Source organism: Nonomuraea sp. NPDC050202 (assembly GCF_040656115.1).
In the GTDB taxonomy this organism is placed as follows: domain Bacteria; phylum Actinomycetota; class Actinomycetes; order Streptosporangiales; family Streptosporangiaceae; genus Nonomuraea.
Genome location: NZ_JBFALF010000009.1, coordinates 189868 through 203015, shown reverse-complemented (window position 1 = coordinate 203015; position 13148 = coordinate 189868). Strand labels below are relative to the sequence as shown.

The 13148-nt window shown below is 70.9% G+C and carries 15 protein-coding genes and 1 tRNA gene; 8 read left to right on the top strand and 8 right to left on the bottom strand.

The annotated features are described in order from the left end of the window. The first annotated feature begins 73 nt into the window (after positions 1-73). The 3 genes from AB0I79_RS25465 (at position 74) to AB0I79_RS25455 (ending at position 1431) form a co-directional block, all read left to right on the top strand. A complete protein-coding gene (locus tag AB0I79_RS25465; protein WP_357877047.1) occupies positions 74-694 on the top strand; it encodes a TetR/AcrR family transcriptional regulator in 621 nt (206 codons plus the stop codon). A gap of 72 nt (positions 695-766) precedes the next feature. After that, positions 767-1012: a hypothetical protein gene (locus tag AB0I79_RS25460; RefSeq protein WP_357877044.1), complete on the top strand. Its 246-nt coding sequence runs from the start codon at positions 767-769 to the stop codon at positions 1010-1012. An 11-nt stretch (positions 1013-1023) separates the two neighbouring features. Then, positions 1024-1431, top strand: a complete 408-nt coding sequence (locus AB0I79_RS25455) for a hypothetical protein (protein ID WP_185100881.1) — start codon at positions 1024-1026, stop codon at positions 1429-1431. Positions 1432-1465: 34 nt separating this feature from the next. On the opposite strand, the gene AB0I79_RS25450 is transcribed toward AB0I79_RS25455, so the two are convergent. The 3 genes from AB0I79_RS25450 to AB0I79_RS25440 all read right to left on the bottom strand — a co-directional run bounded on the left by AB0I79_RS25450 (position 1466) and on the right by AB0I79_RS25440 (position 3758). After that, the gene (locus AB0I79_RS25450; protein WP_357877041.1) at positions 1466-2686 is read right to left on the bottom strand and encodes a CU044_5270 family protein; all 1221 of its coding nucleotides are present in this window, start codon (positions 2684-2686) and stop codon (positions 1466-1468) included. Further along, positions 2683-3222 (bottom strand): RNA polymerase sigma factor, encoded by a 540-nt coding sequence (locus AB0I79_RS25445; protein WP_357877038.1) that lies wholly within the window; start codon positions 3220-3222, stop codon positions 2683-2685. The genes AB0I79_RS25450 and AB0I79_RS25445 overlap by 4 nt, the downstream gene beginning before the upstream one ends. 254 nt (positions 3223-3476) lie before the next feature. After that, a complete protein-coding gene (locus AB0I79_RS25440; RefSeq protein WP_357877035.1) occupies positions 3477-3758 on the bottom strand; it encodes a glutaredoxin domain-containing protein in 282 nt (93 codons plus the stop codon). Between the two features lie 120 nt (positions 3759-3878). On the opposite strand from AB0I79_RS25440, the gene AB0I79_RS25435 reads away from it, so the two are divergent. The 4 genes from AB0I79_RS25435 to AB0I79_RS25420 all read left to right on the top strand — a co-directional run bounded on the left by AB0I79_RS25435 (position 3879) and on the right by AB0I79_RS25420 (position 7391). Then, positions 3879-3955, top strand: a tRNA-Pro gene (locus AB0I79_RS25435). A 294-nt stretch (positions 3956-4249) separates the two neighbouring features. Beyond that, positions 4250-4858: a PadR family transcriptional regulator gene (locus AB0I79_RS25430; protein WP_357877032.1), complete on the top strand. Its 609-nt coding sequence runs from the start codon at positions 4250-4252 to the stop codon at positions 4856-4858. Continuing rightward, positions 4855-5595: an ABC transporter ATP-binding protein gene (locus AB0I79_RS25425; protein ID WP_357877029.1), complete on the top strand. Its 741-nt coding sequence runs from the start codon at positions 4855-4857 to the stop codon at positions 5593-5595. The genes AB0I79_RS25430 and AB0I79_RS25425 overlap by 4 nt, the downstream gene beginning before the upstream one ends. Positions 5596-5600: 5 nt before the next feature. Then, positions 5601-7391: an FtsX-like permease family protein gene (locus AB0I79_RS25420; protein ID WP_357877026.1), complete on the top strand. Its 1791-nt coding sequence runs from the start codon at positions 5601-5603 to the stop codon at positions 7389-7391. An 87-nt stretch (positions 7392-7478) separates the two neighbouring features. On the opposite strand, the gene AB0I79_RS25415 is transcribed toward AB0I79_RS25420, so the two are convergent. The 5 genes from AB0I79_RS25415 to AB0I79_RS25395 form a co-directional block, all read right to left on the bottom strand. Next, positions 7479-8150 carry a hypothetical protein gene (locus AB0I79_RS25415; RefSeq protein WP_357877023.1) on the bottom strand — a complete coding sequence of 224 codons (672 nt, stop codon included), beginning with the start codon at positions 8148-8150 and terminating at the stop codon, positions 7479-7481. Then, positions 8147-8446 carry a hypothetical protein gene (locus AB0I79_RS25410; RefSeq protein ID WP_357877020.1) on the bottom strand — a complete coding sequence of 100 codons (300 nt, stop codon included), beginning with the start codon at positions 8444-8446 and terminating at the stop codon, positions 8147-8149. The genes AB0I79_RS25415 and AB0I79_RS25410 overlap by 4 nt, the downstream gene beginning before the upstream one ends. Before the next feature lie 220 nt (positions 8447-8666). Further along, positions 8667-9407, bottom strand: a complete 741-nt coding sequence (locus AB0I79_RS25405) for a succinate dehydrogenase/fumarate reductase iron-sulfur subunit (protein ID WP_357877017.1) — start codon at positions 9405-9407, stop codon at positions 8667-8669. Continuing rightward, positions 9404-11326, bottom strand: a complete 1923-nt coding sequence (locus tag AB0I79_RS25400; RefSeq protein ID WP_357877014.1) for a fumarate reductase/succinate dehydrogenase flavoprotein subunit — start codon at positions 11324-11326, stop codon at positions 9404-9406. Before AB0I79_RS25400 ends, AB0I79_RS25405 begins: the two co-directional genes overlap by 4 nt. Next, on the bottom strand, positions 11323-12078 hold the full coding sequence (locus AB0I79_RS25395; RefSeq protein WP_357877011.1) for a succinate dehydrogenase cytochrome b subunit: 756 nt from the start codon (positions 12076-12078) through the stop codon (positions 11323-11325). The genes AB0I79_RS25400 and AB0I79_RS25395 overlap by 4 nt, the downstream gene beginning before the upstream one ends. A 132-nt stretch (positions 12079-12210) precedes the next feature. Here AB0I79_RS25395 and AB0I79_RS25390 point away from each other — a divergent pair, with 132 nt between their 5' ends. Then, the gene (locus AB0I79_RS25390; RefSeq protein ID WP_357877008.1) at positions 12211-13140 is read left to right on the top strand and encodes a LysR substrate-binding domain-containing protein; all 930 of its coding nucleotides are present in this window, start codon (positions 12211-12213) and stop codon (positions 13138-13140) included. Positions 13141-13148 lie beyond the last annotated feature (8 nt).

Here is a 13148-nt window from a genome sequence, read left to right as displayed (position 1 = left end):
AACATAATTACCTCAATCGTCCGCATGCAACCGTTACGTCCATGAAGCTGAACCCATGAGTACAATCGAGGACATGACCACCACGCGGGGCCGCATCGACAAGCGGCAGGCGATCCTGGAGGGCGCGTTCACGGTGTTCGCCCGGGAGGGTTACGCGCAGGCCTGCGTGCAGTCGATCGCCCGCGAGGCCGGCGTCGCCAAGCCGACGGTCTACAACCACATGACCGACAAGGCGACGCTGTTCAGACATGCCTTGGAGGCCGCCGCCCGCGGCATCCTGGAGCAGCGGATCGCCGCCCTGGAGCCGCTCGCGGCCACCGGCGACGACCTGCGCGGCACGCTGGAGGAGGTCGCCCACACCCTGCTCCGCCTGCACACCGACGGCCGCTCATGCGCGCTGCGCCGGTTGCTCTACTCGGAGGTCACCCACTTCCCCGACATCCTGGACATCGTCCGGGAAAGCGGCCCCGACCGGCTCAACCAGGCGCTCGCCGACCGCCTGGCCCGCCTCGCCCTGGCCGGCCGCCTGCGGGCCGCGGATCCGGACCTGGCGGCCGAGCAGTTCCTGGCCCTGCTCCTCGGCCCGCTGGAGGCCCGCACCCAGCTCGGCACCCGCCAGCTGGAGGACGTGGAGCTGCGGACGATGGCCGTCGCCGCCGTGGACGCGTTCGTCCGAGCCTGGGGCGGCCAGTAACCAACACGCATGGCGAAATCATGCCGACAAGACCCATTGTCGCTGGTAGCCAAGGGATATAGTCTGCCGCGTGTGGTAGAACGAGACGACTACGCGGCCATCCGCGATCGGATCATCGGGCTCTCCCGCCACCACGGCCTGCGCTGCGACTGGGCCGAGACGACCAGGCGGCAGCGGTTCCTGCTGCTGTGGGACGCCGAGGGCCGGGTCGCCGCCCGCGCGATCGTCCCGCTCTACCCCGGGGAGACACCGCACCTGGTGGACTCCCTCGAACGAGGGCTGGCACACCTGTTCGGCGAGGGCTGGCTGAAGGACTGACTGGAGCACCCATGACCGCAGACCGCGTCGACGTCCACGTCACCATGGCCGGCAACCTCTGGCTGGCCCAGGTGGACGGCGTGGCCGGCGGCATGTCCGCGCGCACGCTCAGGGAGCTGCACGCGGACGTGGCCGAGGGGCTCCCGTTCCTGTTCGGCGACCGGGACCGGCCTCCGTCGCCGGTCTTCCACTACACGCTGCCCGGCCTGTCCGAGCAGGATCTCGACGACTTCGCCGCCCTCCAGCGCCAGGCGGCCGCGATCGCCGAGGACTACACGCGGACGCTGAAGAAGCGGGTCAAGCACATGCACGAGCTGGGGCTGTCCGACGGCGACATCGGCGAGCTGCTCGGGCTGACCAAGCAGCGCATCCAGCAGATCCGTACGAACGCCAACGACGAGGCCCGCCAGAGCGGCTGACAGGCCTCGTAGGGAGCCGGCGGTCCGGGAGGCGTCAGGAGGCGGGCTTGTCGTCCGTCCAGCCTGCCTCGATCAGCGCGTTGGAGCTCCAGACAGTGCCCGGCCCGAAGCCGGCTTGCAGCCCGCCCGGCTTCACCACCACGTACTCGCTGGCCAGGGCCCGCCCGGTCGCCTCGTCGAAGACCAGCCGGTTCTCCGAGATCCCGCCCGCCTCGTAGCGCTCCTCCACCGACACGGCCGTGCCCTGCCGCCCCTCGGCGTCGGTCACGTTCTCGGTGACCTTCACGTCGTCGAGCTCGGCCAGCATGCGGAACGCCGCCCCGCGCACCTCCGGCGTCACGGGCATGTCCATGATCAGCCCCACGCTGACCCTGAACAGCCACGCGTCCCCCGACATCTTCTCGCTGGTGGACTCGGTCCCGTGCCCCGCGTAGGAGGCCATCAGCCACTTCTTCAGCTCGCCCGGGTCGCTCGGCAGCCCGCGCAGCTCCTTCATGGTCACGTTCCTGCCGAGCCAGAACACCTTGTCGCCGTCCACCAGCGGGGTGTGGCTGGTCGTGGCCTTCCCCGCGGACGTGGACAGGGTCATCGGCCCGTACTTGCCCTTCCCTCTGCCCTTCCCCGGGACGACGACCTCGATCTCGGACGGCGACCCGGCCTGCTCCCAAGCCTGCCGATCCGCCTCGGTGGCGGGTTCGGCCCCGAGCTGCCGGCTGCGGGCCCACTGGTCGCCCCCGGTGGCCTCGGGTGTCCACCCCTCGCTGTGTGACCGGTCCATGACCAGGTAGCCGCCGTTCTTGGCCGCGTACAGGTGCCTGTTCACCGTCACGCTCCGCCACCAGTCGCCGCTGCCCTCGGCCTGCCGGTCGGCCTTCTCGGCCGCGGCCAGCAGCACGTCCCGCGCCGACAGCGTCACCCGCGGCGCGCTCGTCCCGCCCGTTCCCGCGCTCGTCCCCGCGCTCGTCCCCGCGCTCGCCGCCGCCTGCCCGCTGCCGGGCGTGCGCGGCGTCGTGGGCGCCGCGCCGCTCCCCGACATCACCACCGCCACCGCCGTCACCGCGGCGGCCGCCGCCCCCGCCAGCCCCAACCCCCACGCGGGCCGTACGACGGCCCTGCGCCGCCGCTTCTCCCCCGGCCCCGACCTGGGCCGCGACATGGCACGGGCCAGCTCCACGGCCCTCGTCCGCTCATCCACCACCGGCCGGTCGCCGAGGTGCGCGGGCCTGGCGGCCCGAAGCTCGTCGATGGGGTTCATGACCACTCCTCGCTGAGGTTCCGTACGTGAGACCTGGGCCGCTCGGGGACGCGCCCTTCCGGCTCGGCTTCCATCGCCTGCTTGAGCCGCTTGCGCGCCCGGTGCAGCCGTACGCGGTACGCCGCCGACGAGCAGCCGATGACCTTGGCGGCCTCCTTGGGCGTCAGCCCGTGCCAGGCGACGAGGACGAGGATCTCCCGATCGTCCTCCTGCAACGCGGCCAGCGCGCGCAGCACCCCCATCCGCTCGGTCACCTGGTCGGCCACGTCCCCCTCGGTCCAGGCCCGCAGCTCGGCGGCCATCGCCTCCCGCCGCAGCTCCGCACGCACGTTGTCACGCAGCACGTTCCTGGCGACCCCGAGCAGCCACGGCAGCGCCGGCTCGGGCACGTCGTCCAGCCGCCGCCAGGCGATGGCGAACGTCTCGCTCACCACCTCGTCCGCCACCTGCCGGCCCGCGCGGCTGACCACGTAGGCCCACACGCGTTGCCGGCATTCGTCGTACATGCCGGTGAACCGGTGCGCATCATCCGTCACCGCCCAGCCCCTTCGTTCGGGATGCGTCGTTCTTCTGACACCAGGAAGTGGTCCGAGCCCTCCCGTTGTTACGCCTCACCCGAGATTTCTTCACCAGGGCGCCCGCACGTCCGCCGCATCCTGCACTAGCATTTGTAGCGGCAATGTCACGCCGGGTGACGGCGGCCAGGGCCCCGTTCGATCTGTCAGGGCATCCTTCCACGGGCAACGACTCTGGCGTCTGGGTCACCTGAACGGAGCAGGCCCTGGCCGCCTTACTCGCCGGCGCCCTTCAAGAGGTGCGGCGCGTACGTCTTGACGGCGTCCAGGAGCTCGCGCCGAGAGGGATTCACCATCGGCCTGCCCGCCACCGTCACGGTCGGCACGGTCTCGAACCCGTTCGCCACCGAGCGCACGAACGCGGCCGCGTCAGGGTCCTTCCAGATGTTGACCTTGCGGTGGCGGAGGCGGGTGAAGAGCAGGCTGAAGCGTAGCTTCATGCAGTACGTGCACATCGGCCGCCAGTAGAGGACGACTTCTTCACCGTGGTCTTGCATCGTTCCCATCCCCTTCGTCGGGCGCCTGCGCCGCAGGGAGCGTACGCGACGAGTCCGGCTCCTCCTGTAAGGTGGTGGCCGGTCGGAACGTCCTTCTACACCGTAGGCGGCCGACATGACCGGGACGTAGCGCAGCTTGGTAGCGCACTTGACTGGGGGTCAAGGGGTCGCAGGTTCAAATCCTGTCGTCCCGACCAGATCGACGCTGGTCGAACAGGGTGTCACTCCGAGGGTGGCACCCCCGGCCCGGCCCCGCCGGGCGCGGCCATCGAAACCGGTGCTTCGTGGCACCCTGCCGGGCCGCCTCCTCGATGCGTTGCCTTCCAGCTCCCAGCCCTCATCGGTGGGATGGGCCGTGCGCGCAGCACGCCCTCACCTCTCCGCGCACCTGGCCCACCTCATCCTCCACGGGCTACGACCTCCGGCAGTACATCAAGTTGACAGCCCGCATGGCTAACCGCTAGCTCTTAGCTAACCGTTAGGGGGATGCCGTGCAAGACGCAGTGCTGGCGATGCTCGCCAAGGAGCCGTCGCATGGGTACGTCCTGCGCGCCCGGCTGCGCCAGAGCCTGGGCCCGCTGGGCGAGTCGATGAACCCCGGCCAGATCTACGTGACCCTGTCCCGGCTGGAGAAGGCCGGGCTGGTCGTCTGCGAGCGCGCTGACGGCCTGCCCGAGCGGCCGGACCGCAAGGTCTACGCGCTGACGCCGGCCGGGCAGCAGCGCGTTACGGCGTGGCTGACCGAGGTGGGCTGGCCCAAGCCGGACCAGGCGGAGTTCCATCTCAAGCTCGTCGCGGCGGCCGCGGCCCGGCTCGCCGACCCGGTCGAGCTCGTCGCGGCACAGCGCCGTGAGCTGCTGCGCCGCCTGCGCGAGGTGCAGCAGGCGATCCTGGCCGAGCCGGCGGGCTCGAAGGCCCTGCTCCTGCTGGAGGGGGTCGTGCTGCGGCTGCAGGCGGACCTGCGCTGGCTCGAAGCCTGCGAGCGAGCCTGGTCCGGGGCCGACGACCCGCGGGTTGACGACTCGCGGGTTGACGACTCGCGGGCAGACGACCTGCGGGCCAACGACCTGCGGGCCGACGACAGAGTTGAGGGTGCGTGAACGAGTCGAGTGCCGTGGTCCGGGTCCGTGGCCTGGTGAAGGAGCACGGTCAAGGGGAGAGCCGGGTCCGGGCGGTCGACGAGGTCGACCTGGAGGTCCCCGAGGGGCAGATGCTGGCGGTGATGGGGCCGAGCGGCTGCGGGAAGTCGACCCTGCTGCACCTGCTCGGCGGCCTGGAGCGGCCCACCCGCGGGGAGGTGTGGCTGGCCGGGCAGCGCATCGACACCTTGGGCGAGCGTGCTCTGGCGCGCATGCGGCGCCGGTCCGTGGGGTTCGTCTTCCAGGCCTTCCATCTGGTGGAGGAGCTGTCGGCGGCGGAGAACGTGGAGCTGCCCGCGCTGCTGGCCGGCCGTTCGCTGCGGGAGGCCAGGCGGCGCGCGGGCGTCCTGCTGGAACGGGTCGGGCTCGCCGGCCGCGCCCGGCACCTGCCTTCCGAGCTGTCCGGCGGGCAGCGCCAGCGAGTCGCCATCGCCCGCGCGCTGGCCAACCAGCCGCTGGTGGTCCTGGCCGACGAGCCGACCGGCAACCTCGACAGCGCGGCGACCCTCGACGTGCTGAGGATCTTCGAGGAGCTGCGTTCCGCAGGGCAGACCCTGGTCATCGTCACGCACGACGAGCGGGTCGCGGCCACGTCGGATCGGCTGGTCTCGATGCGTGACGGGATGTTCGTCGACGACACCAGGCTGGCCGGCTCCCACCCGCGCGGGCTCGGCGGGCTGATCGGGCTGGAGGGCTGAACGGCATGGGCTCCCTCGTGCTCGTCGTGCGCCTGGTGCTCGCCGACGTACGCCGGCACCGGGCACAGGCCGCGATGCTCCTGCTGGCGGTGACCATCGCCACGGCCACCCTGGCCCTGGGCCTGTCCCTGAGCGGGGCGAGCCGGACGCTGTACGAGCAGACCCGCGCGGCCACCGCCGGTCCGGACGTGGTGGCGCTCTCCGGCGACACGAGCCCCGCCGTGACCTCGGCCCTGTCCGAGCTGGCGGAGGCTCCCGAAGTGGCCGGCCACCACGGCCCCTACCGCATCGTCTACGCCGACCTCACCACGCGCGGCTCCGTGACGTCCCCCGTGGTGGTGCACGGCTTCGCCGAGAAGCCCGGCGCGCTCAACCGGCCGCTGGTGACCTCGGGCCAGTGGGTACGCTCCGGCGGCGCCGTTCTCGAACGCGGCTTCGCCACCGCGCTGGGCGTCGGCGTCGGCGACCAGGTCACCATCGCCGGCCGACCGTACCCTGTCGTCGGGATCGCCGTCACCGCGGCCACCTCCATCTACCCCTGGGCGGCCCAGATCGGCCCGGGCGGCGGCCCCAGCGACTACACCGGCCTGGCCTGGATGACCCGGCAGGACGCCCGCACGCTGGCGTCGTCCCAGGATCGCCCCGTGACGACGGCCGTGGACCTCAAGCTGCGCGACCCGGCCGCCACCGAGGCCTTCCGCGAGGCCCACCGCGACTCCGACGTCAGAATCAACTTCCATTCCTGGCAGCTCAACGCCGAGCAGGACACCGTCATCCTCAGGGGCACCCAGCCCATCCTGGTGCTCGGCAGCTGGCTGCTCAGCTTCCTTGCCGTCACCGGGGTGGCGGCACTGGCCGCGGGCCGCGCCGTCCAGCAGACCCGGCGGGCCGGGCTGCTCAAGGCCGTCGGCGCCACCCCCGGTCTGATCGGCGCCGTCCTGCTCACGGAGTACCTGGCCGTGGCGCTGCTGGCCGACGTGCTGGGGCTGGTGATCGCGCGCCTGACCGTACCCGTCGTCGCCAGCCCCACTGCCAGCAGGATCGGCGACATCGGCGGCCCGTCCGGCCCCGTCATCGCCGCGACGACGCTCCTGGCCGTGGCGGTGGCGGTGCTGTCGGCGCTTCGCCCCACGCTGCGAGCCCTGCGCACCGCGACCGTCACCGCGCTGGCCGACACCGCCCACCGGCCCCGGCGCCGCCCCTGGCTCGCCGCGCTGTCCGCGCTGCTGCCCACGCCGTTCCTGCTCGGGCTGCGGCTGACCGCCCGCCGTCCGGGCCGGGCCGCGTTGCAGGCGTGCTCCACCGCCACCACGCTGATCGCGCTCACCGGCCTGCTGTCCCTCTCCGCGCAGCCGTCGAGAGGCTACGGCCTGAACGGCTCCTCCGCCCTGCCGAACCTGCGGGACGAGAACGCCGGCCACCTGCTGATCGCGGTCTCCGCCCTGCTGATCGCGCTGGCCGTGGTGAACACCATCACGTTCACCTGGACCACGGCCATGGAAGCCCGGACGAGCATGGCCATCGCGCGTGCGCTCGGCGCCACCCCCGGACAGGTCTCCGCGGGGTTATCCATCGCCCAGCTCCTGCCCTGCCTGCCCGGCACCGTCATCGGCGTCCCCCTGGGCATCGGCGTGTTCTCCGCCTTCAGCGCCAGGAACGCGGTCCTCGCGCCGTTCTCCACGATGTTCATCGCCGCACTCGCGACCCTCCTGGTGACGGTGGCGCTCACCGCCCTGCCCGCCCGCCTGGCGGCCCGCCGGTCCGTGGCTCAGGCCCTCAGCGCCGAGGCCGCCTGAGCCCGGGCGCGCTCGCCGGCTCAGAGGGCGTGGCCGTGCAGGACCTTGATGACCTGGCCCCGGGGCTGGCGCTGAGACGTACGGGTCTCACACCCGTAGAACGGTGACCTGGCGTCCGGATGGCGTGGTCGCCTGCTCGAAGGCGCCGCGTTCCTTCCAAGGCGGGGCCTCGGGGCGCCGGTCGAAGATCACCAGAACGCCGGTGGGCAGAGTGAGCCGGTCCAGGTAGCGGTCGAGCTGGGCCATGCCTTCGGATGTCGGGTCGTCTGCGTTGGCTCGCCAGACCTTCAACTCCATGGCCTCGCGTTGCATCAGCCGCTTGCCGTCCGGGCCGGGGTAGGGCCAGCGGACCAGGACGTCCAGGCGTTTGGTGCCGGCGGCGTACTCGCGGTCGAGCTGGCCGCCGCCGTTGACCAGGCGGTGCAGGAAGGCCATGAGGATGATCTGGCAGGCGGCCTCGTGGTAGCCCTCCTGCTGGATGAGCACCTCGCCGTGCTCGCGCCAGAACACGACGAACTCCTGCAGCAGGCGCGGCAGGTCGAAGCGGCCGTCCGGCAGCACGAAGCTGTGCGGATGGGCCGTCACGAGCCGCTCCGTGCGAGCGCCGAGGACCCGCAGCAGGACCTCACGATAGATCGGGTTGGCGATCTCCAGCCTCCTGGTGTCCGGGATGAGGCCCAGATCGTGGACGTAGGAGACGTCGTCGTCGATGGTGGCGTCCATGCTCGGCGCCGTGCCGGCCACGATCGGTTCGATCACCCGTTTGACCCGGGGCTCGTGCAGCCGGATTCCAGCAGAATCTCCTCCGCGGCGGCGTAGTCGTCGCCGGCCGACTTGGCGCGCTCGCAGGAGAACATCAGGGCGGCGATGTCGCCCTCAGCGGTCAGCTCGGAGGCCAGGGCGTCCAGTGTGGTCGTCTTGCCGGTCTGCCGGGGCGCGTGCAGCACGAAGTAGCGATCCATCTCGATGAGCACCCGCGCCTCGGGAAGCCGTGGCGCGGGAGGCAACATGTAGTGGCGTCGCGGATCGCACGGACCGGTGGTATTGAACGACATCGCTGGGGGTTGTCGCACAATCACATTCTGTCACACTGTGAGCCGTGGCCCAGGACATGGATGGGCGAGGGCTGATCCGCTCCTCCGCATGGGGGGTCACCGAACGCGCCATCGAGCAGGGCCGCCCAGAGGGTCCAGGCGTCTCGTGTACCTGATGTCGCTGCGAGCTGCACCCGTACGCCGGAGGAGGCCTCTGCTGCCGCTTGCACACAGCTCCCTGCTACTTGGCGTTGGCCTTCAAGTAGTCGCTGTTCATCTGGGCGATCGTGTCCAGCGGGATGCCCTTCGGGCACACCGCCGTGCACTCGCCCGTGTTCGTGCAGCCGCCGAACCCCTCGGCGTCCATCTGGTCCACCATGGCCTTGGCGCGCGACAGCCGCTCCGGCTGGCCCTGCGGGAGCAGGCTGAGGTGGGTGATCTTGGCGGCGGTGAAGAGGGAGGCGGAGCCGTTCGGGCAGGCCGCGACGCAGGCGCCGCAGCCGATGCAGGTCGCCGCGTCGAAGGCGGAGTCCGCGTCCTCCTTGCGCACCGGGACGCTGTGGGCGTCCGGGGCGGAGCCGGCCGGGACGGAGACGAAGCCGCCCGCCTGGATGATGCGGTCGAACGCGCTGCGGTCCACCACCAGGTCCTTGACGACCGGGAAGGGGGCCGCGCGCCACGGCTCGATGGTGATCTCCGCGCCGTCCTCGAAGTGGCGCATGTGGAGCTGGCAGGTCGTCGTGGCGCGCTGCTCGCCGTGGGCGACGCCGTTGATGACCATGCCGCACATGCCGCAGATGCCCTCGCGGCAGTCGTGGTCGAAGGCGATCGGGTCGTCGCCCTCCAGGATGAGGCGCTCGTTGAGGACGTCCAGCATCTCCAGGAAGGACATGTCCGGGGAGACGTCCTCCACCTTGTACGTCACCATGCGGCCGGCGTCGTCCCGGCCGCTCTGACGCCAGACCTTCAGGGTCAGGTTCACTTGTAGCTCCGCTGGGTCATCTTGACGTACTCGTACTCGAGCGCTTCCTTGTGCAGCACCGGCCCCTCCGGGGAGTGCTCCCAGGCCGAGACGTGCGCGAAGTTCTCGTCGTCGCGCAGCGCCTCGCCGTCGGCGTCCTGGGACTCGGCGCGGAAGTGGCCGCCGCAGGACTCCGTACGGACCAGCGCGTCCAGGCACATGAGCTCGGCCAGGTCGAAGAAGTCGGCCACCCGGCCGGCCTTCTCCAGCACCTGGTTCAGCTCCTCGGCGGTGCCGGACACCTTGACGTTCTGCCAGAACTCCTCGCGCAGCTCGGGGATGCGCTCCAGCGCCTTGCGCAGCGACTCCTCGGTGCGCTCCATGCCGCAGTAGTCCCACATGAGCTTGCCGAGCTCGCGGTGGAAGGAGTCGGGCGTGCGGGTGCCGTTGACGGCGAGCAGCCGGTCGATCTTGTTGCGGACCTTGATCTCGGCCTCGGCCACGGCCTCCTCGTCCACGTCCCCGTACGGGCCGTTGGCGAGGTAGTCGCCGATGGTGGTGGGAAGCACGAAATATCCGTCGGCCAGGCCCTGCATCAGCGCGGACGCGCCGAGGCGGTTGGCGCCGTGGTCGGAGAAGTTGGCCTCGCCGATGACGAACAGGCCGGGGATCGTGGACTGGAGGTCGTAGTCCACCCACAGCCCGCCCATCGTGTAGTGGACGGCGGGGTAGATGCGCATCGGCACGTCGTACGGGTTCTCGCCGGTGATGCGCTCGTACATCTCGAAGAGGTTGCCGTACTTCTTCTCGACCGCGTCGCGGCCGAGGCGGTTGATCGCGTCGCGGAAGTCCAGGTACACGCCCAGGCCGCCGGGGCCGACGCCGCGGCCCTCGTCGCAGACGTTCTTGGCGGCGCGGGAGGCGATGTCGCGCGGCACCAGGTTGCCGAAGCTCGGGTAGATGCGCTCCAGGTAGTAGTCGCGCTCGTCCTCGGGGATGTCGCCGGGGGCGCGCTCGTCGTTCTTGCGCAGCGGCACCCAGACGCGGCCGTCGTTGCGCAGCGACTCCGACATGAGCGTCAGCTTGGACTGGTACTCGCCCGACACCGGGATGCAGGTCGGGTGGATCTGCGTGTAGCAGGGGTTGGCGAAGTACGCGCCGCGCTCGTGCGCCCGCCAGATGGCGGTGGTGTTGCAGCCCTTGGCGTTCGTGGACAGGAAGAACACGTTCCCGTAGCCGCCGGTGGCGAGCACCACGGCGTCGGCCAGGTGGCGCTCGATCTCGCCGGTGACCATGTCGCGCACGATGACGCCGCGCGCCCGCCCGTCGGAGACGATCAGGTCGAGCATCTCGTGCCGGGTGTGCATCTCCACGGTCCCGGCCGCGACCTGCCGCTCCAGCGCCTGGTACGCGCCGAGCAGGAGCTGCTGCCCCGTCTGGCCGCGGGCGTAGAAGGTGCGGGAGACCTGGGCGCCGCCGAACGAGCGGGTGTCGAGCAGGCCGCCGTACTCGCGGGCGAACGGCACGCCCTGGGCCACGGCCTGGTCGATGATGTTCACGGAGACCTGGGCGAGGCGGTAGACGTTCGACTCGCGGGCGCGGAAGTCGCCGCCCTTCACGGTGTCGTAGAACAGGCGGTAGATGGAGTCGCCGTCGCCACGGTAGTTCTTGGCGGCGTTGATGCCGCCCTGGGCGGCGATGGAGTGGGCGCGGCGCGGGGAGTCCTGGTAGCAGAAGGACTTGACGTTGTAGCCCAGCTCGCCCAGGGTCGCCGCGGCCGAGCCACCCGCCAGGCCGGTGCCGACGACGATCACGTTGAGCTTGCGCTTGTTGGCCGGGTTGACCAGCTTGGCGCTGAACTTGCGCTTCTCCCACCGCTCCTCGATGGGACCGGCGGGCGCCTTGGTGTCCCTGATCTCGGGGCCTTCGGTGTACTTCACTTGACAACTCCGAACGTGATCGCGAGGGGCGGGACCAGGAAGCCGATCACCAGGACGATGGAGAGCAGGCCGGCGGTGGCGCGCAGCGCCTTGTTGCGGTCCTTGTTGGCCCAGCCGAGCGTCTGGAAGGCGCTCCAGATGCCGTGGCGCAGGTGCATGCCGACCATGACGACGGCCACGAAGTAGATCAGCGTGACCCACCACCGGGACGGGTCGAAGCCGGAGATCATCCGGTCGGCGGGGGCGGAGTCGAAGCCCTTGGGGTTGACGACGCCGAAGGTCAGGTCGAGCAGGTGCCAGATCACGAAGAGCACGATGGTCACGCCGCCCCATCGCATGATGTGCGTGGCGTAGCCGTTCGCCTGCGACTTCTTGGCCACGTACTTGACGGGCCTGGCCTTGCCCGCGCGGCGGGACAGCGAGATCGCGGCCCACATGTGCAGCACGACCGCGACCACGAGGCCGATCTCCAGGATCGTCAGGACCGTGCGGTACGGCGCGAACGGCTCCAGCAGCGTGCGCAGCCAGTGGGCGTAGTCGTTGAAGGACTCGCGGCCGAAGAAGATCTTCAGGTTGCCCAGCATGTGGAGCACGAGGAAGCTCACCATCACGGCGCCCGTGACGGCCATGACGACTTTCTTGCCGTTGGACGAGCTCAGGAACCCGCCCGGCTTCTTCGGCGTTGGAGTCTTCTTGGAAGCAGGGGTGTTAACAGGCGCGGTGGCGGAGCCGCGCTCTATCGTGGCAGTCACGGTTGAACGCTAGGTATCCAGCGATGATCCGTCCAAGTCATGATGGGCTTGGTTTCGATAGCCCGAGGCTATGATGTGGGTAGGCGCGGCTTTTACAGGCCGCTTACGCCGCGCCGGTGCGAGGAAAATCACATGCAGTTCCAGCAGCTCGCGTACTTCGTGGCGGTGGCCGAGACCCGGCACTTCACCCAGGCGGCCGAGCGCATGCGGGTCGCCCAGCCGTCGCTCAGCAAGCAGATCAAGGCGCTGGAGGACGATCTCGGCGCGCGGCTGTTCTCGCGGGCGCGCGGCAACGTCACGCTGACCGCCGCCGGCGAGGCGCTGCTGCCGCTGGCCCGCCGCATCCTGGCCGACGCCGACACCGCCCGGCAGGAGGTGGCCCAGCTCGCCGGGCTGCGCCGGGGCCGGGTGCGGCTGGGCGCCACGCCGTCGCTCTGCGCGGGGCTGCTGGCCGACGCGCTGGCCCGCTTCCACCGCGCGTACCCGGGCATCGAGCTGCTGGTGGAGGAGGGCGGCTCTCGCGACCTCGTCCGGGCGCTGGCCAGGGGGCAGCTCGACCTGTCGTTGATCATCATGCCGCTGCAGAGCGACGACCCCGCGCTGGTGACCGAGGAGATCCTGCGCGAGAACCTCGTGGTCGTCTCGCCCTCCCACGAGCAGATCAAGGGCCCCTACCTGCACATCGAGGACCTGCGCGGCCGGCCGATGGTGATGTTCAGGCGCGGCTACGACCTGCGGGAGGCCACGCTGGCGGCGTGCCGGCAGGCGGGGTTCGAGCCCAGGTTCGCGGTGCAGGGCGGGGAGATGGACGCGGTGCTGCGGTTCGTGGAGGCCGGGCTGGGGGTGGCCGTGGTGCCGTCGATGGTGCTCGACGGGCGGCCGGGGCTGCTGGGCACGCCGCTGGCGCCGCCGGGGCTGAGCCGGACGATCGCGCTGGCCCACCGCAAGGACGTCGAGCCGACCAGGGCCGCGCAGGCGTTCAAGGAGACCCTGCTGGCGTTCGTGGTCGAGGCCGGTCACGAGGGCACGCTTCCACAAGGGGTGGCGCTCATCGCAGAATGAGCAACAAG